The following is a 23,260-nucleotide window of genomic DNA, read 5'->3' as shown; positions in this document are numbered from 1 at the left end:
GTGGCTTGTGCGGTCGTGGCCGGAGTCGGGGGTGTGGTTGTTCTATGCTCCGCGCGAGGTCAGTTTTCCGCTCGCTGGCGTGGCTCTCGCGTTGGCTTCTGGCGCGTGCATGGCTGCCTACTTCCTGCTCAGCAAACGCGCGGGAGCAAGCAGCGCGGGTGGGGGTCCGCTTGCGCTGGCGTTGGCTTGGGCTGCCGTGCTTTCGGTGCCGTTGGGGGTGATAGACCAAGGCACGCGGCTGGTGGCGCCTCGGGTGTTGCTGGTCGGCGTCGTGGTGGCCGCGTTATCGGCGGTGGTGCCGTATTCCTTGGAGCTGGCGGCTTTGCGACGGCTGCCTGCCCGGACGGTCGGGGTGCTGGCCAGTCTCGAGCCGGCGAGTGCGGGGCTGGCCGGGGTGCTGGTTCTCGGTGAGCACTTGCGCGCGGTGCAGTGGGTGGCGCTCGCCTGTGTGGGGCTCGCGAGCGCGGGGGCGGTGTTGGGGCGGAAGGACGCTACTCAGCGGGTCGGTTGACCAGTGCGGCAATGCCTTCGATCAGGCGGTCCAAGCCGAACGCGTACTCGTGGTCGAGGCTGTACGGAGCCTGGTGCGTTTGCCCGGCGGCGGCGCCGACCCGGTCCGCGACGGGGAAGCGGCGCGGTTCGTAGACCTCCGCCAGTGCGGGGGCGGTCGCGGCCCACCATTGCTGGTCGGTCATCCCGGTTTGCCGCACCACGCGGGCGGCTTCGACCTTGCGGCGCGCCAGGCCTTCGACGTGGGTGGTCACCAGCGTGATCGTCGAGTCCATTTCGAGGTCCGACAGGCCGATCCCGTCGACGACCGCCAGTTCCAGGTCGTACTTCGCGATCGCGTTGGGGCCGAGCGTCGGACGGCCGGTGAAGACTTGCAGCAGCCACGGATGCCTCAGGTGCATCGCCCAGTTGACGGCGGCGACGCGGCGGAGGCCGTCGCGCCAGTCGTCGGCGTCTATTTCGGACAGTTCGGCTACTGCCTCGCCGTACACCGCGTCGACCATCGCTTCGACCAACTCCGCGCGCGACGAAACGTAGGTGTAGAGCGACATCGTCCCGACGCCCAGCGATTCGGCGACCCGGCGCATCGACAGCGTCGCCAGGTCCTGTTCGGTGTCCGCGACCTCGACCGCGGCGTCGACGATCCGGGCCGGAGTCAGTCCGTGCTTCGGGCCGCGCTTCGGCAGCTGGCGGGTGCCCCACAGCAGCGCGATCGTCGCGGCGGGGTCGCCGGGGTTGCCGTCAGTCGTCACGTGACCAGCATAGGAACTTAACTCCGTAGGCAATACGGAGTGTTGTGCTAGCCTTCTTCGTATGGCATACGGAGTAGATGGCCTGCTGGCGCGCGGGGTGCAGAAGCGGTACGGCGAACGGGCCGCGCTGGACGGGTTTGACCTGCGGGTTGAGCCGGGAACGGTGTGCGGACTGCTCGGTCCCAACGGTGCGGGCAAGACGACCGCGGTCCGGATTCTGACCACGTTGCTGCGGCCGGACGCGGGGGAGGTGCGGGTGGCCGGTTTCGACGCGGTCGCCGAGCCGGACGAGGTGCGGCGGCGGATCGGGCTGGTCGGGCAGAACGCCTCGGTCGACGAGATCCTGACCGGCAGGCAGAACCTCGAACTGTTCGGCAGGCTCGGCGGACTGCCCTCGCGGGCGGCCCGGATGCGAGCGACGGAGCTGCTGGACCGGTTCGGTCTCGCCGAAGCCGCGGGCCGGTCCGTCTCCGGCTACTCCGGCGGCATGCGGCGCAAGCTGGACCTGGCTGCCGGGCTCCTGCTGAACCCGGCGGTGCTGTTCCTCGACGAGCCGACGACCGGGCTCGACCCGGCTGCCCGCATCGACGTCTGGGCGGACGTCCGCGCGCTGGCGGGCACCGGCACCACGGTGCTGCTGACCACGCAGTACCTGGAGGAGGCCGATCAGCTCGCCGACCGGATCGCGGTCCTCGACGCCGGCCGGGTCGTCGCCGCGGGCACGCCGGACGAGCTGAAGGCGAAGGTCGGGCCGGACCGGGTCGAGACGGTCGTCCGGAAGCCGACGCTCGACGAGGTTTTCCTGCTCCTGACCGGCAACGCGACTGAGGAGGCGCGATGACCGTCCCCGCATCCGCGCGCGTGTCCTGGCCGACGCACACCGCCGTCCTGACCCGGCGGATCCTGGTGCACTGGAAGCAACGTCCGGTCTCGATCGCGGTCACGCTGCTGTTCCCGGTCCTGATCGTGGTGATGTTCGGCCAGCTTTTCGGCGGCGCGATGGACATCCGGGACGGCGCGTACATCGACTTCCTCATCCCCGGCATGCTCGCGATGACCATGCTGTTCGGGCTGGAATCCACCGTCCTCGCGGTGACTTCCGACGCCGCGAAGGGCGTCACCGAGCGGATCCGCGCGATGCCGGTCAGCGGGCTCGCCGTGCTGACCGGACGGTGTCTCGCCGACTTGATCAGCGCGGTCGCCGGGCTGGTCGTGATGATGGGAGCAGGGCTGGCGCTGGGCTGGCGGCCGCACCAGGTGTCCGTGCTGGGCGCGGTCGGGCTGCTGTTGTGGCTGCGGTTCGCCTTCGTCTGGATCGGGATCTATCTCGGACTGCTGCTGAAGACCCCGGAGTCGGCGGTTTCGGTGCAGGTGCTGGTGTGGCCGGTCGGATTCCTGTCCGGCGTTTTCGTTTCCCCGGACACCATGCCTGCCTGGCTGAGCGCGGTCGCGACCTGGAATCCGCTCACCGCAACGGCTTCCGCGGTGCGCGAGCTGGCGGGCAATCCGGCGTGGGCGGCGAATGGCTGGGCGGCGGAGCATTCCGTGCTGCTCGCGATGGCGTGGCCCGCGGTGCTGACGGCGGTCTTCCTGCCGCTCGCCACCCGGCAGTACCGGATGCTCGGTCGGTAAAAAACAGCCGGGCGGCAAGGGAAATCCCTGCCGCCCGGCTGCACCCCGAGAGGAAAAAATCAGGCGCGTGCCTTCGCGTGCGTCCGTCCGCGCAGATCGAGTTCGATTTCCTCCAGCGACCGCCCCTTGGTTTCCGGGACGAGCCACTTCGTGAGGAAGAACAGGACCACGTTGATGCCCGCGAACAGGAACATCGAGCCGCCGAGGCCGAGTGCGCCCGGGTCGGAGATGATCGGGAACACGGCGCTGATGATGCCGGTCGCGGCCCACAGGACGACGCTGCTCACGCCCATGCCCGCGGCGCGCACCTTCAGCGGGAACACCTCGGCCATCATGACCCACACGACCGCGCCCCAGCCGAGTTCGTAGCCGACCAGGTAGAGCACCATCGCGACGAGCATCAGGATGCCCTTGGTCGCGGTGTCGTGGACTTCCAGCACGATGAACCCGGCCCCGACCAGGGTGATCACCATCAGCACGTTGCCGATCAGCAGCAGCGGCTTGCGGCCCCACCGGTCGACCACGAACACGACCCACGCGGTGAACAGGAACTTGGTCACGCCGAGCAGCACGCCGGACAGCAGCGCCGCCTGGGTCGCGAAACCGAGGCCGATCAGCATCGTCGGGAAGTACGCGTTCACCGCGTTCACGCCGCTGAACTGCTGGCCGATCGCGAGCAGCATGGCCACCACGAGCATCGGCCGCACAGTCGGCGTCAGCAGGTCGCGGAGCCGGGTCTTCGCCGATTCCGAGTCGAGCCGGATCACCTCGCGGATCGTGCCGATCTCCTCGTCGACGTTCACGCCGCCGCCGTGCGAGCTGAGCAGGACCGCGCGGGCCTGTTCCTCGTGGCCGTTCGCGACGAGCCAGCGCGGCGTTTCGGGCAGGAACACCAGGCCCGCCAGCAGGATCACCGCGGGCACGATCGCGCCGGCGAACATCAGCCGCCAGTTGCCCGAGCTGCCGAGCCCGTAGCTGACCAGGAACGCGATCAGGATGCCGAGCACGATGAAGATCTGGTTCAGCGCGCCCATCGCCCCGCGCAGCCGGGCCGGGGCGAGTTCCGACAGGTACGTCGGGACCGTCGAGGACGAAAGCCCGATGCCGACGCCGATCACCAGCCGGGAAATGATCAGCAACGCGAACGTCGGCGAAAACGTGGCCGCGAGCGTGCCGATGATGACGACGACCGCGGCCACCATGATCGTGCGGCGGCGGCCGAGCCTTTCGTTGAGCCGGGAGGAGAAACTCGCGCCGACGATCGCACCGATCGAAATGCTCGCGGTGATGACGCCTTTGTCCCAGCCGGACAGGCCCCAGAGTTTCCCGATGAACGGCAACACCCCGGAAATGACGCCGAGGTCGTAACCGAACAGGATGCCGCCGAGGGCACCGAAGAAGTACAGCGTCGTTCTGCCGATGGGCCGCCGCGCCGCGGCTGTCTGTGTCATTGCCGAGCCGTCTCTTTCCGGGATGGCCGGCCGGTCCTGGTCCGCTGCCCGCGAGGTCAGCGCCGTCCTGGCCGGACGAATGGGGGTCGAGGGGACAAGGACTGCCGGACTGGTCCAGCACTGCGGAACGGCCGGATCCGCCGTCGCACAGCGCCTTTCCACGCTGTGCGCCTGCCCGGCTCGCTCCCGTTCGAACTTCGCCGTACACAGTCACACGCTGGTCACCGGCGGGCAAGACGCGGGCTGATAACTATTCAGTCACGTGACTAGCGTTCACATATGTGGACGCGGTAGGCGAGCGTTTTCGCAGGTCAACGTGGTGGCAGGGAGATCTTGTCAAGAGTTTCCGCGAACGTCGAACTGTGGGGAACCGGCTGCCGGGGACGTCCGTCGTACCGGGCGTCCGGTCGCCGCGGTGGGGGAGATGCGCATGGGAACGGGTTTCGAGGTCGCTCCGAGGGAGGTCGTGACCGCGGCCGGACGGGCGCACCAGGCGGCGGCGACCGTGCGGACGGTCGACCTCGCGGGCGCGCTCGCCGGGGTCGGGCTGTCCGGCGGCACGAGCGTGGCGGCGGCGGATCGGCTGTCCGACACCTGGGGCCGCGTCGTTCCGAAGTGGACCGCCGACACCGAGGCTTATGCGGAGAACCTCGACCAGGCCGCGGCCGGCTACCGCGACAGCGACCAGAACGCGGCCGGCGAGATCGCGGCGGCGGGCCGATGATCACCTGGGGAGACGTCCGGCGCTGGAACCCGGCTGACCTCGCCGCGGCGGTCGACGCGCTCGGCGCCCGGGCCGCGCGGCTCGCCGCGGCGAACGACGACGCCGACGCCATGACGAAGTTCGGTGCCTGGCAAGGCGACGCGGCGGACGCGGCGACCGCCAAAGGCACTGCGCTCACGGCGGAATTGCGGCAGCTGACCACCGACGTGTCGGCGGTTCGGCGCGGGGTGCACGACGCGCAGCTGGCGGTCGAGCGGATCAGCTCGGCGGTACGCGACGTCGACGATTTCGCCTCGCGCAACGGAATGCGGATCGACGACGGCGGCGGGGTCAGCGGGGAACCCGAGCGGCAAGCCGAGGTCGCCGACCGCGTCGGCCAGATTCTCCGCGACGCCACCGCAGTCGACGCGGACCTCACCGTCGTGCTCGATCGCGCGGCGAAGGGCGAAAGCGGCGGGACGGGTGTCGTCGCGCTGGCGATGGCGACCAGCAGCCAGCCGAAACCGAACGGCACCCCGGCGGAGAACCGGGCGTGGTGGGACAGCCTGTCCGACTCCGCGCAGTCCTCGATCCTGCGCGACAGTCCGGACCTGATCCGCAACCTCGACGGCATTCCGGTGGTCGATCGCGACGCGGCTAATCGTGTTGTGCTGCAACAGGAAATCGACAAGCGCAAGGGCGACGACGCGCAACTTCGCGGCCTCACCGCGATCCGCGACCGGCTCGCGGCCACCGGCGACGGCAAACCGCCCGCCTTCCTGATTTCGCTCGACGTCAGCGGCGACGGCACCGCGGTGGTCGCGGCGGGAAACCCGGACACCGCGGCGAATGTCGCGACCTACGTGCCCGGCACCGGCAGCGAACTGGCCAAGATCGGCGGCGACCTCGGCCGGTCGGACAAGATGTGGCAGTCGGCGACGATGGCGGGCTCGCCGTCGACCTCGGTGATCACCTGGATCGGCTACGACGCGCCGGACGAACTCGTCAACGCCGCCAGCGAAAAATACGCCGACGGCGGCAAAGCGGCATTGTCGAAATTCGAGGACGGACTGCGGGCATCGCACGAAGGCGCGCCGTCGCACAACACCGTGCTGGGCCACAGCTACGGCACGACGGTGATCGGCCACGCGGCTCGCGATGGCGGTCTCAATGCCGACGACCTGATCTTCGCCGGCAGCCCCGGTGTCGGCGTCGAGCACGCGAACCAACTGCACCTCGACGGCGTCCCGCAGGACCAGGTCGCCCAGCACGTGCATTCGACGGTCGCGGAACACGACCTCATCAAGATCACCAACATCGGCGTCGGCGGCCATGACCCGCTCGGTCCGAGCCCGACCGGCGACGGATTCGGCGGCCAGGTATTCGAGTCCGCGCCGGGCGACAAGGGCCCGTGGTACGAGGGCGGCCTGTCCGGGGCCGCGCACAGCCAATACTGGGAGGACAACAACCCGTCGCTGCGCAGCTTCGGCCGGATCATCGCCGGGCTGCCGGCGTGACGGCGCGCCGCACCGCGCTGGCCTGCCTCGCCGCCCTTCCTCTCGTAGCCTGCTCCCCAGGAGGTGAAGCCATGACCACCACGATCACCGAAACCGAAGCCCGCGACCGGGTCGAGGGCTATGTGCGCGCCGTGTTCGCGGTGCTGCCCGCGCCGGCCGCGCGGGAACTGTTCTCCCGCAACCGGTCCGAATGCACCGATCCGACCGACAACGGTCCGGCGGGGCGGTACGAAATCTCCGCCACCTACGAGGTGACCGGCCTCGAACCGGACACCTTCAAGGCGCAGTTCGACGCCGTCGTGGATTGGTGGCAGGGGCACGGCTTCACGGTGCTGACCGACCGGCGGCCGACCGACCAGTACGTCTTCGCGCGCAACGAGCGGGACGGCTTCGACATGTCGTTGCAGGCAAACGAACTCGGGAAGCTTTACCTCGGCGCGACGTCGCCGTGCGTCTGGCCGAAGGGCACCCCCGAGGCTGCGCCCGAAGCGGTCGTAGAAGAAGAGGAAGTCGCGGAAGCTCCGGAGCCCGAACGTCCGCGACCGCGCCGCGCGCCGGTGGACGACGAGGACTTCGGCCAGACGTCCTGGTCGGACGGAGGCGCCGCGTTCTGAGCACTCGCGGGTAGAGTGGACTCGCAGGTCCAATCAGGAGGCAGGCGATGACGCTCACGCGCAAGGGCGAGGCCACGCGACAGCGGATCGTGGAGGGCGCGGCCGAGGTGATCCGCGAGCGGGGCGTGCTCGCGACGACGCTCGATGACGTCCGCGCGCAGACCAGGACCAGCAAAAGCCAGCTGTTCCACTACTTCCCGGACGGCAAGGAAGAACTGCTGCTGGCCGTCGCGCGCTGGGAGGCGGACCGGGTGCTGGAGGTGCAGCAGCCGTCGCTCGGCGCGCTGCGCACCTGGGACGACTTCCGGACCTGGCAGCAGGTGGTGCTCGGGCACTACACCGAGCAGGGCAGGCATTGCCCGCTGAACGTGGTGATGTCGCAGATCGGCCGCAACACGCCGGGCGCGCAGGCGGTGGTGACGCAGCTGATGGAGCGCTGGCTGTGCGAGCTGACCGCGGGGATCGAGAACCTGCGTGCGGCGGGGGAGACCCGGCAAGGGCTGGATCCGAAGCGGGCCGCGTCGGCGCTGCTGGCCGGGGTGCAAGGCGGGGTGCTGATGCTGCTGACCACGGGGGAGCCGCAACACCTCGAAGCCGCGCTCGAAGTCGGTATCGCCGGGTTGCGCGCCGCTTAGCCGAAGTACGTGAAGGGCTCCTTGCGGGAATCAGATTCCGGCAAGGAGCCCTTCACGGACAGCTCGGGTGGTTCAGGCGTTCTTGATCGCGGAGATCTCGAACTCGAGGGTGATCTTGTCCGAGACCAGCACGCCGCCGGTCTCGAGCGCGGCGTTGAAGGTGACGCCGTAGTCGCTGCGGTTGATCGAGGTCGAGCCCTCGAAGCCGACGCGGTCGTTGCCGAACGGGTCCTTCGCCGAGCCGCCGAACTCGAACGGGATGGTGACCTGCTTGGTGACGTCCTTGACGGTCAGGTCGCCGGTCACGTCGAAGGTGTCCTCGCCGGTCTGCGCGATCCCGGTGGAGGTGAAGGTGATGGTCGGGAACTGGTCGCAGGACAGGAAGTCGTTGTTGCGCAGGTGACCGTCGCGGTCGGCGTTGCGGGTGTCGACGCTCTTCGTCTGGATGGTGACGTTCGCGCTCGAGTTGGCCGGGTTCTCGCCGTCCAGGGTGAACGAGCCCTCGAACTCGTTGAAGGAGCCGCGGACCTTGGTGACCATGGCGTGGCGGGCGACGAAGCCGATCCGGCTGTGCGAGCCGTCGATCGTGTAGGTGCCGGTCAGGTGGGAGTAGGTGGTCGCGCTGGTCATGAGTTCCGTTCCTTCGGGTCCTTGGTTGAGTGTTCAACTAGCACTGTAGCCCACAATAACTGATTGCGCGAGCAAGTGTCGGATATACTCCTCGTCTGTGGTGAACAGAACCCCGCTGACCAGCGAAGAAGAGGCAGTGTGGCGTCCGTTGATGCGGGTCGTCACAGTGCTGCCGAGGGCTCTCGAGGACCAGTTCGCGCACGACACCGGCGTCTCGCTGACGGATTACACCGTGCTCGTGTCGCTCTCGGAAGCGCCCGAAGGCAGGCTGCGGCTCACCGATCTGGCGGAGTCCGCGGCGCTGTCGCTGAGCCGGATCAGCCGGGTCGTCGAGGCCATGGTGCGCCGCGGCCTGGTCCAGAAGGTGAAATGCCCGCAGGACCGCCGGGCCGCGCACGCGACGCTCACCGAACTGGGGCGGGCGAAGCTCGCCGCCGCGTACCCCGGGCATCTTGAGCGCGTGCGCTCGTACCTGTTCGACCACCTCTCGCCCGAGGAGGTCCGCGCCGCGGGCCCGATCCTCGCCCGGCTGGCCGCCGCGCTGGAGCCGCCGGACTGTCCCGCCTGCCCGGACGATCAGACCTGACTCCGCGACGAAAGGGTTCCGATGCCCGACCAGGGTGAGTTCAAGCGCGACACGAACTACATCTCCGACCGCATCACCGCCGACGGCCGCGACGGCTGGCCGGTGGAGCCGGGCCGCTACCGCCTGGTGATCGCGCGCGCGTGCCCGTGGGCGAACCGCGCGTCGATCGTGCGCAGGCTGCTCGGCCTCGAAGAGGTGCTGTCGATGGGCCTGTGCGGTCCGACGCACGACGAGCGCAGCTGGACTTTCGACCTCGACCCCGGCGGCCGCGACCCGGTGCTCGGCATCGAACGGCTGCAGGAGGCGTTTTTCGCGCGGTATCCGGACTATCCGCGCGGGATCACCGTTCCGTCCATTGTGGATGTCCCAAGTGGACGGGTGGTGACGAACGACTTCAAGCAGATCACCGTCGATCTGTCGCTGGAATGGGGCGCCTACCATCGCGACGGCGCGCCCGAGCTGTATCCGGAACGGCTGCGCGACGAGATCGAGGACGTCGCGGAGAAGGTCTTCCGGGATGTGAACAACGGCGTGTACAAAGCGGGTTTCGCCACTTCGCAGGAGGCGTACGAAGAGGCGTACCGCGCGTTGTTCTCCCGGCTGGACTGGCTGTCCGAGCGGCTGTCCGGCCAGCGATACCTGGTGGGCGACACGATCACCGAGGCGGACGTGCGGCTGTTCACGACGCTGGTCCGCTTCGACGCGGTGTACCACGGGCATTTCAAGTGCAACCGGCAGAAGCTCGCGGAGATGCCGGTGCTGTGGGCGTACGCGCGGGATCTGTTCCAGACGCCCGGTTTCGGGGACACGATCGATTTCGGGCAGATCAAGGAGCATTACTACGTGGTGCACCGGAACGTGAACCCGACCGGGATCGTGCCGCTGGGGCCGGACCTGTCGGGATGGCTGACGCCGCACGGGCGGGAGGAGCTGGGCGGGCGTCCGTTCGGCGACGGGACGCCGCCCGGGCCGCCGCCGGCGGGGGAGCGGGTGCCTGAACTGGGGTCGTGAGATCCGCGAGTCAGTCCGCGTTTTGCCGACTCCGGTAGGCCGCGACGCTGGCCCGGTGCGCGCAATTCCGGGTGCAGTACTGCTTCGAGCCGTTGCGCGACAGGTCGACGAAAGTAGCTCGGCAGTTCAGTCCTGCGCAGACGCCGAGGCGCGACGGACCGTGGGTGGCGATCACGGAGGCCAGTGCGCTGAGCGTGGTCGCCGCCAGATGTGCTGAGCAGCGGTCGGTGTCGGAAGTCACCTCGGTCCACCAGCGGTCGTCCTCGTGCCGCAGTTCCGGGGTGGCTCGGCTGTCCCGTAGCCCGGCATTGATCAGGGCCGCGGCTTCGACCGCGTCGGTGCTCGCTCGTTCCAGCACGGCGCGCACGGTCTCGCGCAACTCGCGGACTTCTGCCAGGTCGGCGCGGGTGAGACGGCGTGAAGGCGCGGCCGCGGGATGGCCGGCGAGGAAGTCCCGCAGCTGCTCCACGGTCTCGAGCGCGTCCTCTCCCTTGATCGGCCGCAAAGTGTTGGCGAGGTCGACGGCCGTCTGCACGTGATACGCATCCAGCATTTGACGTGTCTCCTCGTGTCTTCGTACTGTGACACCCATGGGTGCGTTCGCGTGTCACAGGATACCTGCGGCGGAAGCTGCGAGCGCGGACGGGCGGCGGCTGGGGCTGACGCTGGGGATGCTGGTGCTGCCGATGTATGTGGCGCTGGGCGCGCCGGCGGTGGCGCTGCCTGCCATCGGCCGCGCGCTCGCGGTGCCGTTCGGGGCCACGGCCTGGATTCTCGCCGCGTGGTCGATGACCTCCGCGCTCGCGATGCCGGTCGCGGGCCGGTTGATGGCCCGGTGGAGTCCGCTGCGGGTGCTCGTCGCCGGAGTCGTGGTGCTCGCCGCGGGCTCGGTGCTCGCCGGGGCGGGTTCGACGCTGCCGGTCGTGATCGCCGGTCGGCTGATCGGCGGCGCGGGGGCGGGTGCGACCGTGATCGCCGTCTTCGCCGCGGCCACCGCTCTTCCTGGGCGGGAACGGATTCGCGCGCTGGGAATCATCGCGGCCGCCAGCGCGACGGCGTCGGCGTGCGGAACGCTGCTGGGCGGGGCGGTCACTGCATGGCTGGGGTGGCGTGCCGTGCTCGCGCTCCCGGCCCTCGCGCTGCCCTTGCTGCTGGCTGTGGTGGCGCGCAGGCGCACGTTCACGCGGACCGACGGTGGTGAGCGGGACGGGCGGCTCGACATTGTCGGCGCGGCTGTGCTGTCGGTGCTCGCTGGCTCCTTGATCGCGTTGCTGCAAGCGCGTTCGGTCGGCCTGCCCGCTCCGGTCACCGTCGCCGTGGCTGTCGCCGGTGTGCTCGCCGCGGCGGGACTGTGGCGGCGCGTGCGGCGCTTGCCCGACGGGTTCGTGCCTCGGCGGGTGATCGCAGCACACGGCTTCCTGCCAGCCGGTCTGATCGGCGGGACGGTCTTCGCCGGTTACTACGGGGTGCTGTTCGTCGCCCCGTCCCTGATCGAACAGGCCACCGGCGGCGGTGCCCTTGAAGCTGGCGCGATCTTGGTCCCGGCCGCCGCCTGCTCAGTGCTGGCCGGGAGACTAGTGGGCACCCTGCACGACCGGTTCACCAGTTGGCAGATGGCGGCCGGACTCGCGGGACTCACTGTCGTCGGGGTCCTCGTGGTCGCGGTCTTCGACGGGCCGGTCGCGGTGGTCATCGGCGCGGCGCTCACCGTGTGCGGGTTCGCCGGTTCCCAGGCCGTACTTGTCGGCCTCGCGCCGGAACTGGTCGCCGCGGATGATCGCGATACCGCACAGGGCCTGTTCAACTTCATGACCGCTTTGGGCGGCGGAATCGGCCCGGCCGCGGTCGCGGGTCTGTCCGGCCTCGTGCCGATGTCGGTGGCCCTCGCGGTGCTCGCGGCCCTCCCGCTGGCCGGAGTCGTTATCAGCCTGTCCCGGAAAGGAGCCCGCCGTGGCCGCCGAGCCATTCAAAGTCAGTGTCAGTGAAGCCGAGATCGCGGATCTGCGTGAACGATTGCGCCGGACGCGATGGCCCGAGCCCGAGCCGGTGGACGACTGGTCGCAGGGGTTGCCGCTGGCTTATGCGCAGGAACTGTGCCGCAGCTGGGCCGAGGACTACGACTTCGGGTTCGCCGAGCGGCTGAACGCTTTCCCGCAGTACCGCGACACCATCGACGGGCTGGGCATCCACTTCCTGCACGTCCGCTCGCCGGAACCGGACGCGTTCCCGCTCGTGCTCACGCACGGATGGCCGGGGTCGGTGCTGGAGTTCCTGGACGTCCTCGGCCCGCTGACCGATCCGCGCGCGCACGGCGGGGATCCGGCGGACGCGTTCCACGTGGTCGCGCCGTCGTTGCCCGGGTACGGCTGGAGTGACAAGCCGTCGAGGACCGGTTGGGGCGTCACCCGAATCGCGCGCGCTTGGGACACGTTGATGGTTTCGCTGGGCTACGAACGGTACGGCGCGCAGGGCGGCGACTGGGGTTCAGCAGTGTCCGGCGCGCTGGGCGAGGTGGCACCCGAGCGGGTCGCCGGCGTCCACCTGAACCTGGGGTCCGTGGCGGCGGGCACGTTCGATGACCCGACGCCCGCGGAGCTGGCGAATCTTGAGGCAGAGAAGGAATTCCAGCGCACCGGCCGCGGGTACTCGGCGCTCCAGGCGACCCGGCCGCAGACCCTCGGCTACGGCCTCACCGACTCCCCGGCGGGTCAAGCCGCTTGGATCGCCGAGAAGTTCTGGGCCTGGACGGACAACGACGGCCACCCCGAGGACGCGTTGCCGCGGCAGAAGATCCTCGACGAGATCTCGGTTTACTGGTTCACCGCGTCGGCCACGTCGTCGGCACGGCTGTACTGGGAGAGCTTCGCCAACTTCCGGGACAAGGTCACCGCGCCGTCCGGACTGTCGGTCTATCCGCGCGACATAACCCGACCATCGAGGCGCGAGGCCGAACTGCGGTTCACCGACCTGCGCTGGTTCGAGGAACTGCCGCGTGGCGGTCACTTCGCCGCGCTGGAGCAGCCGGAGTCGCTGGTCGAGCAGGTGCGGGGGTTCTTCCGTCTCTTCCGCTGACCGTCCGTTATTCGCGCCCGGGCAGCGGAAGGTCGTGTGCTTTGCGGAAGTCGTTCAGCGCGGCCCAGGCGAGATGCGGGTCCAGCGCGAGCCGTCGTCGGGCGACGGCCAGTTCGTGCAGGCTCGGCGTGAGGCGGGACTGGGTGAGCGCGTCGGTGAACACGTCCAGGACGGTGGCGCAGAAGAGGACGAACGCGCTGCTGTGCAACCGCAATCGGTTGACCGCGTCGGCGAGGTCGGGGGTCGCGCCTTCGTGCAGTTCGGCGGCTAGTTCGGCGAGTTCCACCGCTTCGCGGGTGTCGGGGATGCGGAGCAGTTTTGGCCACAGTTCGGTCAGCTCCGGAGTCTGCGTGAGCCCGCGAGCTTGTCCGGTGAAGCCGCTCGCTTTGGCGGTCAGGTCGGCGCGGACCAGGATGCCGGTGACCGTCGACAGCGACGGTTCGTAGTGCTCGATCGTCACGTCCACCATGTCGATCGTGGTGCGGCGCAGGTCGCGGGGAAGGCCGCCGGAGAGGCAGTGGCCGAGGTAGCAGAACTGCTCCGGGACGCCGGGCAGCCGTTGCGCGATCCACAGCCTGCTTTCGTCCAGCGTGAACGATTCCAGGCGCACGACCTCGGAGAACGCGCTGTCGAACGCGTCGCGCACGGCCAGTCCGCGCTGCTCGAAGCTGAGCACCGCGTCGTCGGACACCGCCACGAAGTACAGGCAGCCGGGCACGCCGAAGATGCCCTTGATGTCGTTCACCAGTTGCTGGGCCTTGTCCTGCTCGCCGATCTTGTCGAGTTCGTCGATCGCGACCACGACCCGATCGGTGATTCCCTCCTCGCGCAAGGACTCGGCGGTCAGCTGGGCGAACGCGCGGAACTCGTCGACGACCTCCGGATGCGTCAGCTGCTGTTCGGCCCGTTGCGTGGTGCGGGTGCGGCCCAGCTCGCCGCCGGCCGGGACGGCGAGCTTGCCGGACCAGCCGGTAGTGTAGGTCAGGAGGTACTGGATCCGGAGCAACTGCCGTCGTGCTTCGGCTTCGAGGGCGCGCGGCCCGGCGGACGATTTCCGGCGCAGGAAGAGGATTACCGCGCCGATCGCGGTCGCGAGAAGTTTCCACACCCAGCGGAGCGCGAGGACCGCGACCACGGCCAGCGCGATCCGGTTGCTCACTGGCTGGTTAGTCCACAGTGGACCGAGCAGATTCGGGAACCGCACTGTGCTGACGGTCTGCCACAGTTCGACGGGGAACCGGGTGAATTTTCCGTTCCACAGCAGGCCGCCGATAGCCCAGCCGAGCGCGGCCGAGAGGACGAGGTCGGCCGATCCGCGCCAGAACCGGCGGGCCCACCAGCGCCAGCCGAGTTCCGGACCCAGCGTCTGCCGGATCCGGGCGAGGACGGCTTGGCACAGCAGTTTGTGCAGGTGCAGCACGAAATCGCGGGCGTCGTAGGTGGCCGGGGCGGAGGCGACCACGACCAGTGGCGCGGGGTTTTCGCTGCCGTGCAGCAGCCCTCGCTGCATGGAACGGATCGCGGTGGTTTTGCCGGACCCGCGTTGCCCGCCGAGCGCGACCGCGCCGGAACCCGCGCGTTCGAGGACGCGCCGGATCCGTTTCGCCGCGGCGGTCGGCACGATCCGGCTGCTGTCCTCTTCGCCGAGGTCGTGCTGCTGGTCGAAAACCAGCGTGGTGCCGAAATGCAGCCGCCGGTGCGCGGAAATGACGTCGCGGACCTCGGGCAGCACGATCTCGCGCGCGGCGAACGAACGCCGCGGCCCGAGACCGAGCTGCTCCTCGTGGAACTGCATAGCGTCCGGACTCATCCACTCGCGCAACGCGGTGACTTTGCGGACCGCGAGCACGCCGGTGGCGAACAGGACGCACGGCATCATGACTCCGGCGAAAACCCGGAAGAACAGGGGAAGCTGACTCCACGCTGCGCTCATCAAGCTGAGGTAGACGAGCCCGAGCAGCACCGCGACGACCAGCCAGACCACCTCGCCCGGAGACACCGCCCGGTTTCGCGGCCGGAACCCGCGGTCGCCTTCGGCCATGACCTGGTCCTGCAGCGTGCGGATCTTGGCGAGCAGAGTCTCGTTGCCGAACAGTTCCTCGCGGACGACTTCGGTGCGCAGTGATTCGCGGGCGAGCAGGCGGGTGACTTCGTGGGAGCTGAGCGTTTCGTCGATGAGGGAGGCGAGTGCGGCTTGGGCGGTCCAGGAGTCGAAGTCTTCGAGGTCTTCTTCCTCGAGGAGATGGGGGTCGGTCCGCTCGCCGGTCACCGGCGGATGATGCCATATGCGGTGCTTCGGGCAGGGCGGTTTCGGTGACTGTTAGCGCTAAGTGAGCAGCCGCAGCGCGTCTCGGGATGCGGTGTCGCGCGGGGTGTAGGCCTCGAGCCGGTGGTCGGGGCTGTCGGGTTGGAGCCAGACCTGGTAGTCGACGTCCACGTGGCCCAGCGTCGGGTGGCGCAGGTTCATCGGTCCGCTCGTGCAGTCCGCGACGTCGCCGGTTGCCCACAGTTCGGCGAATTCCGGGCTGCCCATCGCGAGTTCGCCGATGAGCTCCGCGAGCCGGGCGTCGGTCGGGTGCCGGCCGGAGGTCAGGCGCAGGTAGCCGATGTGGATGCGGGCGAGGTCGGACCAGTTGCGGTAGAGGTCGCGGTGCAGCGGGTCGAGGAAGAACATCCGCGGGATCGACGGCCGGGTTTCGGGAAAGTCCGGCGCGGTGTACTCGACGTGTTCGGCGAGCAGCAGGTGGCCGGTGCGGTTCCAGCCCAGTACGTCGCCGCGGCGGCCGAGGATGATTGCCGGGACGCTGTCGCTCAGTGCGTGCAACAGGGTCGCGACCCGCGGGTCCAGAGTTTCCGGCGCGGGGCGCACCAGACGGGAGACACCGGGGCGTTGCGCGAGGTTGTGCAGGTGGCTCGATTCGGCGTCGTCGAGGCCGAGCACCCGTGCCAGCGCGTCGAGCACTTGCGGCGACGCGGTGCCGGACTGGTCCTGCTCCAATCGCGTGTAGTAGCCGACGCTGACGCCCGCCAGCTGGGCGAGTTCCTCCCGGCGCAGTCCGGGCACCCGGCGGAGCGTGCCGTACGTCCGCAGCCCGGCGGCCTCCGGCGGCACGCGGTCGCGGCGGGTTTTGAGGAACACGCCAAGGGTTTCGGTCTGCATGACCTCGATGGTAGGCAGCCGCGCGCGTCGCTGCCTGCACCTGCGAGGGGTACTCATCGCAGGTGCTGGCCGAGGCGGTTCGCGCGTTTCCAGGATCGGGGGCATGACGGAAACTCGCCGCGCCTGGCTCGGGCTGCTCGTGGTGCTCGGACCGGTCCTGCTGGTCTCGATGGACGGTTCGATCCTGTTCCTGGCCATGCCGACCATCACGCACGCCCTCGCCCCGACGCCGGACCAAGCCCTGTGGATCCTCGACAGCTACGGCTTCGCGGTCGGCTCGCTGCTCATCGCCTTCGGCAGCCTCGGCGACCGGTACGGGCGGCTCAAACTGCTGATGATCGGCGCCGCGGTGTTCGGGGCGGGTTCGGCGGGCGCCGCGTTCGCGACCGGGCCGGAATGGCTCATCGGCTGTCGCGTGCTGATGGGGCTCGGCGGCGCGACGTTGCTGCCGTCGGGGCTCGCGGTGCTCAGCGAGGTGTTCCCCGAGCCGCGGCGGCGGGCCCGCGCGATCGGGATTTTCGCTGCGACGTTCGCCGCCGGCTTCGCGATCGGGCCGATCCTCGGCGGGGTGCTGCTGAGCCGGTTCGGGTGGGGGTCGGTGTTTCTGGTCAACCTGCCGGTGGTCGCGGTTTTCCTCGCTGCCGCGCCTGTGGTGCTCCGGGAGGTCAAGACGACCCGGCCAGGCAAGGTCGACCTGCTCAGCATCGTCTTGTCCGCAGGCGGTTTGCTGCTGACTGTCTACGCGGTCAAGAACTTCGCTGCCTACGGTTTGTCTTGGTCGGCGATCGCCGGGGTCTTGGGAGCGGCGGTGCTCACGTGGTTTCTGCGGCGGCAGCGGAAGTTGGAGTACCCGCTCCTCGACGTGACCTTGTTCCGCGAGAAGGCCTTCACCGTCGCGGTGATCACCGGAGTGTTGTCGCTGTTCGCCTGGTCAGCTGCGGCATTTCTGACCGGGATGTACCTCCAGTCGGTGCTGGGAGTGTCCGTGCTCGCCACCGCGTTGCTGGCGCTTCCGGGGGCAGCCGCGCTTACCGCGGTCTGCGTCCTCACCCCGGCGTTCTCCCTGAAGATCGGGAACCGAGCGGCCTTGGTGACGTGTCATTTCGCGATGGCGCTCGGATTGGCGTTGCTGCTGGCGACCACGGCCACCGGCGGAATCGGCTGGTTCATCGCCTCCTCGGTGGTGGCCGGGGTCGGCTACGGGATCTCGTTCTCCCTCGTCGCGGACACCGCGGTCGGCGCGGTCCCGGCTGACCGCGCGGGCTCGGCGGGTGCGATCGCGGAGACGTCCAACGAGATCGGCAACGCGCTGGGCATCGCGGTGCTCGGTTCGGTCGCGGCGTTCGTCGTCCGGTCGGAGGGGACCGCGGAGGCGCACGTGACTGGTTTGCATGTCGCGATGGGCATCGCGGCCGTGCTCTGCGCGGGGCTGGGAGTGCTTGCGCTGCGGTGGCTTCCGAAGGATTCGTCAGCTGAGGACGTCGTAAGCGAGAGCGACTGGGTCGTCGACCGTGCCTGACGGCTGGGCCTGGACGGCGGCCGCAGCGGCAGTCGCGTCGGGAAGGGCCAGGTGGGGGCCGCCGCGGAGGTGGTCTGCGGCGGCCAGCAGGTCAGCGGCGGCGACTGGGCGGTCCAAGCGCACAGCGTGGTCGGCGATGCCCACGAGAACGATCGACAGATACAGCACCTCGCCGGATTCCGCGGCCAGGGCCAGTGCTTCGCGGCGGCGGCCCCGGGCTGTGGGCAGGTCGCCGGCTTGCGCGTCCAGGTAGGCGTGCGAATGCTGGATCATCGCGCAGAACAACGGATGCGGCGAGACTTCGCTCAGCAACGCTTCGGCCCGGTTCAGTTCCGCCCGGGCTTCCGTGAGGTCTCCGCGCCAGCGCGCCAGATCCGCTTTCGTCTGGGCCAGAAACGCGAGCGAATCAGGGAACGGCACGGTCCGCGCGTCGCGTTCGGCGGCGGCTATCGCGGTTGCCGCTGCTGCCGCGTCACCGAGTTGCCAGAACAGGTGCGCTTGCCGTCCTCGCGCGAAGAGAACGTCTTCGGCCGAACCGATTTCCGACACGACCTGGATGGATTCCTCGTAGCACGCAACGGCTTCCTCCAGTTCGCCGCGACGGCCGACGACCTCGGCGAGGCTGTTCAGCGCCAGCGACATGCCCCAGCGTTCCCCGCTCTGCCGGAACAGCCGGACAGCCTCGCGGGTGTCGGCTTCCTGCGCGGCTGAGTCGTGCCAGCGGTTCAGCTGTATCCGCGCGCGGTGCAGCCGGGCATGGGCGCGCAGCCACGGGTCCTCATCGGATAGTAAATCGTCCAATGTGGACCCTATGACGCTGGGATCCCCGCTTTGCGTGAACACCGGAATAATGGAGCGCAGCAAGGCATTCTTGCTGTCGCGGCTGAGTTCGAGCGCTTTGCGGCCCAGCGCGTCGGCGGTGGTTTCAGAGGACATCCCGATGGTCAGCAACAACGCGGCCATCGCGTAGCCCATCGCGCGCAGTTCGCGATCCACCACCTCGCCGGGTAGCGCCAACGCCGCCTCGATCACTTCCTGTGCCTCGGTTTTGCGCCCGGTCAGCATCCAGAACCACGCGCACGACGTCGCCAGCCGCAGTGCGGTCGTGGCTTCGCCCGCGGCAATGGCACCGCGCGTCGCGGAGATCAGATTGCCGTGCTCCGCGGCGAAACGCGCCAGCCATTCGATCTGCTCGGCGCGGCGCAGGTATTTGTCGCCGGCCTCGGCGAAGGAGGCGAACCACTCGGCGTGCGCTTGGCGCATTTCCTCGCGTTCGTCGGCCGCAGTGAGCTGCTCCAGGCCGTACGCCTTGATCGTCTCGAGCATCCGGTAGCGCGGCTCGGCGTCCGCGGAGACAGTCAGTAGCGATTTGTCGACCAGCGCGCTGAGCAGCTCCGAAGTACCGCCGCAGACCGCTTCCGCGGCTTCCGCGGTCGCGCCGCCGGAGAACACCGCCAACCGGCGCAGCAGCTGCCGTTCGTCCGGTTCCAGCAGATCCCAGCTCCAGTCGACGACCGCGCGGAGCGTGCGGTGCCGCGGCAACGCGGTCCGGCTGCCCGCGGTGAGCAGGCGGAACCGGTCGTCGAGCCGCGCCGCCAGCTGCGACACGGTCATCGACCGCAACCGGGCCGCGGCGAGCTCGACCGCGAGCGGCATTCCGTCGAGCGCGCGGCAGATCCGCACCACATCGTCCACTGTGGACTCGTCAACGACGAACCCTGGCCGCACCGCAGCGGCACGGTCCGCCAGCAGCCGCACCGAAGCGCACGACATCGCTTCAACGGACGTGGCGCCTTCCGCGGGCAGCGTCAGCGGCTCGACCGGCCAGAGCGCTTCGCCGGTCAGCGCCAAGGGTTCCCGGCTGGTCGCGAGGATGCGCAGCCGCGGGCACTCGCCGAGCAGGTGGTCGGCCAGTTCCGCGGCGGCTTCGATGACGTGCTCGCAATTGTCGAGCACCAGCACCGCGTCGCGGTCACGCAACGCTCTCGTCGCCCGCTCGCGCGGAGTGCCGCTGACGAGCGATCCCTTGTATATCTGCTCGCGAAGGCCCAGCGCGTCGAGCACGGCCTGCGGAACGTCCGCGCCGTCCCCGATCGGGGCCAGTTCGGCGAACCACACGCCGCCGCGTTCGGTCAGCAGATGCCGTCCGGTTTCCGTGGCCAGCCGCGTCTTTCCGGCCCCGCCGGGCCCGGTCAGCGTGGTGAGCCGGTACTCGCCGACCAGCTTGGCCACGCGCGCGACCTCGGTGTTCCGGCCGACGAAACTGGTCAACCCGGCCCGCAGGTTCGTGCGCGCGACGTCCTCGTCAGCGACCGTCTCGCGGAGGATTTTGGTGTGCGCGGCGGCCAGCTCAGCGGCCGGGTCGGCACCGAGTTCGTCCGCGAGCGCCATCCGGATCCGCGCGAACACCTGTAGCGCTTCGGCTGGTCGTCCCGCGGCTTGGAGCGAGAGCATCAACGCCGCGGCCAGCCGTTCGCGCAATGGATGTTCGGCGAGCACCCTCGACAGTTCTTCGGTGAGATCCGCACCGTGGCCCAGCCGGAGCGCGGCTTCGGCGTAGTCCTCGGTGGCGGACAGCCGCAGTTCGTTCAGCCGCGCGATGTGGCCTTGGAAGAACTGCGCGTCCGAGACGTCGCCGAGCGCCGGGCCGCGCCACAGGTTGAGCGCCTCGCGCAGCAGTACGACGCGCTTCTCGTCAGACGCTGTCCGGGCGGCGGTGACCAGCTCCTCGAAATGGGCCGCGTCGACGGTCGCCTCGGGCAGCCGGTAGCCGGACGGGGTGGAATCGAGCCGCGTGCCGACCCGGCGCAGCCGCGAGACGAGCGCCTGCAACGCGTTGGCCGTGGCCGGCGGACGCGTCCCCCAGACGGCGTCGACCAGCTGCCCGGCCGAGACGACCCGGCCGGGCTCCAGCGCGAGGGCGCTCAGCAGCGTCCGCAATCGGGCACCGGTGATCTCGACCGCGGCACCGTCGTCGTTCCGGACCTCCAGCGGGCCCAGCAAGCCGATCCGCACCTGGTCGATGATGCCGCGCGGGCCCCCGTCCCGTCCTCCGGGATCTCCCCGATATCCAGGAGGTTCGGGCAATAAATGCAGTCGACACCAAGTTTGCAGTCTGTTTCACTTTCCGACGTGGGACTTCGAGAGTGGAAGAAGCAGGAGACCGTGCGGCGCATCGCGGAAACCGCGCTGCGGATGTTCGTCGACCGCGGATTCGAGGCGGTGACGATCGCCGAGGTGGCCGAGGCCGCCGACGTCGCGGTCAACACCGTCTACAACCACTTCCGCGTCAAGGAAGACCTGGTGCTGCCGCCGTCGGAGGCGTCGGCGGGACGGCTGGCCGGGATCGTGCAGGCGCGCGAGCCGGGAGTGTCCGCGGCGCGCGCGGTGCTGGACCGCCTGCGCGGCGAGATCGAGCAGCGCTCGCGGACGATCGGGCTCAGCCCGGGGTTCGGCCGGGTGCTGCCGATGATGCTGGCCGCGCCCACGCTCGCCGCCCGGTTGCGGGAACTCGGCGAGCAGATGGTCGCCGAACTCGCCGACCTGCTGGTCGCGGAAACCGGTGCGGCGCAGGGGGATCCGGTGCCCCGCCTGGTCGCCGCACAGATCGGGTGGGTGCACAGCCTGCTGTACGGCGAGATCGGCAAACGCACCGTCGCCGGCGAGTGGCCGGACGACATCGCGGAGGCGGCGCTCACGCTCCTCGACGCGGTGGAAGGCCTGCTCAGCGAACAAGTTCTGACTTATGCGACCCGGAAGGACACCTGACATGGACGCGTTCCGCGTAATCATCCGCGGCAAATTCGACTCTCTCGACGAGGCCGCCCGGACTTCGCTCGAGGACAAAACCGACGTCGCCTTCACCGAGGAAGGCACCTTCACACACGACGTCAACGCGACGGCGTTCACCTTCCGCTGCCAGGTCCCGGCCGGTCCAGACGACGACGAACGTGCGGCCAAAGACGGCGCGACCGCCGCGTTGGCCGCGCACGGCCTCCCGTACCGGGACCTGAACTACGCGGTCACCGACCTGCGGACGATCAAGATCCGGCGCAAGAACCGCCAGTGACCTCCGCCAGCGCGGTCGCCGCGCGCCAGCAGTCGTGGAAGGTGGAGTACATCGGCACCGGCGCGAGGCGGATGACGTCCGGACGGCGTGCGTCCGCGATAACGCCGTGCTGGTTCCGCAACGCGGCGCTGACGTCGTCGGCGTCCAACCCGTGCAGGCGGACGGAAAGCTGCGCACCCCGACGGTCCGGGTCGCGGGGTGTGAGCACCTCCAGCGGACGTCCCGCGCAGACCTCGTCGAGCAGCGTTTCGAGGTAACCGGTCAGCCGGATGCTCTTGGCGCGCAACGCAGTCATGCCCACCGCGTCGAACATCTCCAGCGAGGCGCGCACCGGGGCCATCGCGAGGATCGGCGGGTTCGACAGCTGCCACGAGTCGGCGGTGTCGACCGGCGTGACGGTCGGCTGCATCCGGAACCGCACGTCCGGGTCGGTGCTCCACCAGCCGGCCAGCTTCGGCAGCGAACGGTCCGCGAGATGCCGTTCGTGCACGAAGGCTCCGGCGATCGCACCCGGTCCGCTGTTGAGGTATTTGTAGGTGCACCAAGCGGCCCAGTCGACGTCCCAGTCGTGCAGCCGCAGCGGCACATTGCCCGCCGCGTGCGCGAGATCCCAGCCGACGATCGCTCCGGCGGCGTGCCCGGCGCGGGTGATCGCCGGGATGTCGAGCAGTTCCCCGCTGTAGTAATTGACCCCGCCGAGCAGAACGAGCGCGACCCGGTGCCCGTGCTCGGCGAGCCAGCCGGCGACGTCCTCGCTGCGCAACGTCGATTCCCCGGGACGCGGCGAAAGCCGGATGACGGCTTCGTCCGGGTCGTAGCCGTGGAACACGACCTGGCTGCGCACCGCGTAGCTGTCGGAGGGAAAGGCGGTGTTCTCGATGACGATCGCGTGCCGCTCCGGAGTCGGCCGGTAGAAGCTGACCATCATCAGGTGCAGGTTGACCGTCAGCGAGTTCATCATCACGACCTCGGCCGGACGCGCGCCGACGAGCCGCGCGGCTGGATCGCGCAGCTGCTGGTGGTAGGAGACCCACGGACGCGCTGCCTCGACGTGGCCCTCGACGCCCAGCCGGGCCCAGTCGGCGAGTTCCGCGTCCAGTGCGGCGCGGGTCGCGGTCGGCTGCAGGCCGAGGGAGTTCCCGGCGAAGTAGGCCGTCTCGGGGTAGCCGCCGCCGGTCGCGGGCGGAACGTGGAACTGCGCCCGCGACGTCGGCAACGGATCCTGGGCGTCGAGGTCGCGGGCGGCCGCTTCGGCGAGGGCCACGGTCATGGGAACTCCACAAAGTCGGCGAAGGAACGCAGCCCATCGTTCTTGCCGGACGCCATGCCCGTCCAATGCCTGATTCGCTCGTTCCCATGCCTGCCCGGCTATCCCGAGGTATTCCCGAACGGCTATGTC

General features: G+C 69.5%; 22 protein-coding genes. 14 read left to right on the top strand and 8 right to left on the bottom strand.

Features of this window, described 5'->3' with window-relative positions; all coding sequences use genetic code 11:
* Positions 1-79 precede the first annotated feature (79 nt).
* Complete coding sequence (locus DMP23_RS27175) at positions 80-511, top strand: EamA family transporter (protein WP_337822940.1); 432 nt, start codon at positions 80-82, stop codon at positions 509-511.
* Here the strand turns inward: DMP23_RS27175 and DMP23_RS27170 are convergent.
* Complete coding sequence (locus DMP23_RS27170) at positions 492-1,262, bottom strand: TetR/AcrR family transcriptional regulator (protein WP_037818373.1); 771 nt, start codon at positions 1,260-1,262, stop codon at positions 492-494. The genes DMP23_RS27175 and DMP23_RS27170 overlap by 20 nt on opposite strands.
* A 61-nt stretch (positions 1,263-1,323) precedes the next feature.
* Between DMP23_RS27170 and DMP23_RS27165 the strand changes: the two genes are divergently transcribed.
* Positions 1,324-2,103 carry an ATP-binding cassette domain-containing protein gene (locus tag DMP23_RS27165; RefSeq protein ID WP_238608109.1) on the top strand — a complete coding sequence of 260 codons (780 nt, stop codon included), beginning with the start codon at positions 1,324-1,326 and terminating at the stop codon, positions 2,101-2,103.
* A complete protein-coding gene (locus DMP23_RS27160; RefSeq protein ID WP_337822939.1) occupies positions 2,100-2,894 on the top strand; it encodes an ABC transporter permease in 795 nt (264 codons plus the stop codon). Before DMP23_RS27165 ends, DMP23_RS27160 begins: the two co-directional genes overlap by 4 nt.
* Positions 2,895-2,953: 59 nt before the next feature.
* Here the strand turns inward: DMP23_RS27160 and DMP23_RS27155 are convergent, their stop codons facing one another.
* Entirely contained in the window at positions 2,954-4,345 is a 1,392-nt protein-coding gene (locus DMP23_RS27155) for a sugar porter family MFS transporter (RefSeq protein ID WP_337822938.1), read from the bottom strand.
* A 430-nt stretch (positions 4,346-4,775) separates the two neighbouring features.
* Here DMP23_RS27155 and DMP23_RS27150 point away from each other — a divergent pair, with 430 nt between their 5' ends.
* The 4 genes from DMP23_RS27150 to DMP23_RS27135 all read left to right on the top strand — a co-directional run bounded on the left by DMP23_RS27150 (position 4,776) and on the right by DMP23_RS27135 (position 7,814).
* A complete protein-coding gene (locus tag DMP23_RS27150; RefSeq protein WP_238608106.1) occupies positions 4,776-5,069 on the top strand; it encodes a hypothetical protein in 294 nt (97 codons plus the stop codon).
* Entirely contained in the window at positions 5,066-6,565 is a 1,500-nt protein-coding gene (locus tag DMP23_RS27145) for an alpha/beta hydrolase (protein ID WP_337822937.1), read from the top strand. Before DMP23_RS27150 ends, DMP23_RS27145 begins: the two co-directional genes overlap by 4 nt.
* A 71-nt stretch (positions 6,566-6,636) precedes the next feature.
* Positions 6,637-7,179, top strand: a complete 543-nt coding sequence (locus tag DMP23_RS27140) for a hypothetical protein (RefSeq protein WP_337822936.1) — start codon at positions 6,637-6,639, stop codon at positions 7,177-7,179.
* Between the two features lie 47 nt (positions 7,180-7,226).
* Positions 7,227-7,814: a TetR family transcriptional regulator gene (locus DMP23_RS27135; RefSeq protein WP_037818379.1), complete on the top strand. Its 588-nt coding sequence runs from the start codon at positions 7,227-7,229 to the stop codon at positions 7,812-7,814.
* Between the two features lie 72 nt (positions 7,815-7,886).
* On the opposite strand, the gene DMP23_RS27130 is transcribed toward DMP23_RS27135, so the two are convergent.
* Complete coding sequence (locus DMP23_RS27130) at positions 7,887-8,444, bottom strand: YceI family protein (RefSeq protein WP_037818380.1); 558 nt, start codon at positions 8,442-8,444, stop codon at positions 7,887-7,889.
* 97 nt (positions 8,445-8,541) lie between these two features.
* Between DMP23_RS27130 and DMP23_RS27125 the strand changes: the two genes are divergently transcribed.
* On the top strand, positions 8,542-9,030 hold the full coding sequence (locus DMP23_RS27125) for a MarR family winged helix-turn-helix transcriptional regulator (protein WP_134663340.1): 489 nt from the start codon (positions 8,542-8,544) through the stop codon (positions 9,028-9,030).
* 21 nt (positions 9,031-9,051) lie between these two features.
* Positions 9,052-10,041, top strand: coding sequence for a glutathione S-transferase family protein (locus DMP23_RS27120; RefSeq protein WP_134736053.1), 990 nt, complete (start codon positions 9,052-9,054; stop codon positions 10,039-10,041).
* A 10-nt stretch (positions 10,042-10,051) separates the two neighbouring features.
* Here DMP23_RS27120 and DMP23_RS27115 read toward each other — a convergent pair whose 3' ends face one another.
* Positions 10,052-10,594 (bottom strand): CGNR zinc finger domain-containing protein, encoded by a 543-nt coding sequence (locus tag DMP23_RS27115; RefSeq protein ID WP_037818383.1) that lies wholly within the window; start codon positions 10,592-10,594, stop codon positions 10,052-10,054.
* 37 nt (positions 10,595-10,631) lie between these two features.
* Here DMP23_RS27115 and DMP23_RS27110 point away from each other — a divergent pair, with 37 nt between their 5' ends.
* Together DMP23_RS27110 and DMP23_RS27105 are read left to right on the top strand one after the other, a co-directional pair.
* The gene (locus DMP23_RS27110; protein ID WP_337822935.1) at positions 10,632-12,026 is read left to right on the top strand and encodes an MFS transporter; all 1,395 of its coding nucleotides are present in this window, start codon (positions 10,632-10,634) and stop codon (positions 12,024-12,026) included.
* A complete protein-coding gene (locus tag DMP23_RS27105) occupies positions 11,992-13,113 on the top strand; it encodes an epoxide hydrolase family protein (protein WP_337822934.1) in 1,122 nt (373 codons plus the stop codon). The genes DMP23_RS27110 and DMP23_RS27105 overlap by 35 nt, the downstream gene beginning before the upstream one ends.
* A 7-nt stretch (positions 13,114-13,120) precedes the next feature.
* On the opposite strand, the gene DMP23_RS27100 is transcribed toward DMP23_RS27105, so the two are convergent.
* Positions 13,121-15,382, bottom strand: coding sequence for a hypothetical protein (locus tag DMP23_RS27100; protein ID WP_337822933.1), 2,262 nt, complete (start codon positions 15,380-15,382; stop codon positions 13,121-13,123).
* 57 nt (positions 15,383-15,439) lie between these two features.
* A complete protein-coding gene (locus DMP23_RS27095) occupies positions 15,440-16,273 on the bottom strand; it encodes a helix-turn-helix transcriptional regulator (RefSeq protein WP_337822932.1) in 834 nt (277 codons plus the stop codon).
* 103 nt (positions 16,274-16,376) lie between these two features.
* On the opposite strand from DMP23_RS27095, the gene DMP23_RS27090 reads away from it, so the two are divergent.
* Positions 16,377-17,792 (top strand): MFS transporter, encoded by a 1,416-nt coding sequence (locus DMP23_RS27090; protein WP_337822931.1) that lies wholly within the window; start codon positions 16,377-16,379, stop codon positions 17,790-17,792.
* On the opposite strand, the gene DMP23_RS27085 is transcribed toward DMP23_RS27090, so the two are convergent.
* A complete protein-coding gene (locus tag DMP23_RS27085; RefSeq protein WP_337822930.1) occupies positions 17,742-20,807 on the bottom strand; it encodes a BTAD domain-containing putative transcriptional regulator in 3,066 nt (1,021 codons plus the stop codon). The two genes, DMP23_RS27090 and DMP23_RS27085, sit on opposite strands and share 51 nt — an antisense overlap.
* 117 nt (positions 20,808-20,924) lie before the next feature.
* On the opposite strand from DMP23_RS27085, the gene DMP23_RS27080 reads away from it, so the two are divergent.
* Both DMP23_RS27080 and DMP23_RS27075 read left to right on the top strand, forming a co-directional pair.
* Positions 20,925-21,560, top strand: a complete 636-nt coding sequence (locus DMP23_RS27080) for a TetR/AcrR family transcriptional regulator (RefSeq protein ID WP_337822929.1) — start codon at positions 20,925-20,927, stop codon at positions 21,558-21,560.
* Position 21,561: 1 nt separating this feature from the next.
* Positions 21,562-21,861, top strand: a complete 300-nt coding sequence (locus DMP23_RS27075) for a DUF6204 family protein (protein ID WP_275294194.1) — start codon at positions 21,562-21,564, stop codon at positions 21,859-21,861.
* Here DMP23_RS27075 and kynU read toward each other — a convergent pair.
* A complete protein-coding gene (gene kynU / locus DMP23_RS27070; protein ID WP_337822928.1) occupies positions 21,833-23,131 on the bottom strand; it encodes a kynureninase in 1,299 nt (432 codons plus the stop codon). The genes DMP23_RS27075 and kynU overlap by 29 nt on opposite strands.
* Positions 23,132-23,260 lie beyond the last annotated feature (129 nt).

Source organism: Amycolatopsis sp. A1MSW2902, assembly GCF_017312175.1.
GTDB classification, from domain to species: domain Bacteria; phylum Actinomycetota; class Actinomycetes; order Mycobacteriales; family Pseudonocardiaceae; genus Amycolatopsis; species Amycolatopsis nivea.
The sequence above is the reverse complement of the archived record's forward strand: the minus strand, read 5'-3'. Positions and strand labels throughout refer to the sequence as shown.

Coding starts and splice junctions, on each gene's coding strand:
- DMP23_RS27165 (WP_238608109.1), top strand. CDS start 1,324: ATGGCATACGGAGTAGATGGCCTGCTGGCGCGCGGGGTGCAGAAGCGG.
- DMP23_RS27160 (WP_337822939.1), top strand. CDS start 2,100: ATGACCGTCCCCGCATCCGCGCGCGTGTCCTGGCCGACGCACACCGCC.
- DMP23_RS27155 (WP_337822938.1), bottom strand. CDS start 4,345: ATGACACAGACAGCCGCGGCGCGGCGGCCCATCGGCAGAACGACGCTG.
- DMP23_RS27150 (WP_238608106.1), top strand. CDS start 4,776: ATGGGAACGGGTTTCGAGGTCGCTCCGAGGGAGGTCGTGACCGCGGCC.
- DMP23_RS27145 (WP_337822937.1), top strand. CDS start 5,066: ATGATCACCTGGGGAGACGTCCGGCGCTGGAACCCGGCTGACCTCGCC.
- DMP23_RS27140 (WP_337822936.1), top strand. CDS start 6,637: ATGACCACCACGATCACCGAAACCGAAGCCCGCGACCGGGTCGAGGGC.
- DMP23_RS27135 (WP_037818379.1), top strand. CDS start 7,227: ATGACGCTCACGCGCAAGGGCGAGGCCACGCGACAGCGGATCGTGGAG.
- DMP23_RS27130 (WP_037818380.1), bottom strand. CDS start 8,444: ATGACCAGCGCGACCACCTACTCCCACCTGACCGGCACCTACACGATC.
- DMP23_RS27120 (WP_134736053.1), top strand. CDS start 9,052: ATGCCCGACCAGGGTGAGTTCAAGCGCGACACGAACTACATCTCCGAC.
- DMP23_RS27115 (WP_037818383.1), bottom strand. CDS start 10,594: ATGCTGGATGCGTATCACGTGCAGACGGCCGTCGACCTCGCCAACACT.
- DMP23_RS27110 (WP_337822935.1), top strand. CDS start 10,632: ATGGGTGCGTTCGCGTGTCACAGGATACCTGCGGCGGAAGCTGCGAGC.
- DMP23_RS27095 (WP_337822932.1), bottom strand. CDS start 16,273: ATGCAGACCGAAACCCTTGGCGTGTTCCTCAAAACCCGCCGCGACCGC.
- DMP23_RS27090 (WP_337822931.1), top strand. CDS start 16,377: ATGACGGAAACTCGCCGCGCCTGGCTCGGGCTGCTCGTGGTGCTCGGA.
- DMP23_RS27075 (WP_275294194.1), top strand. CDS start 21,562: ATGGACGCGTTCCGCGTAATCATCCGCGGCAAATTCGACTCTCTCGAC.
- kynU (WP_337822928.1), bottom strand. CDS start 23,131: ATGACCGTGGCCCTCGCCGAAGCGGCCGCCCGCGACCTCGACGCCCAG.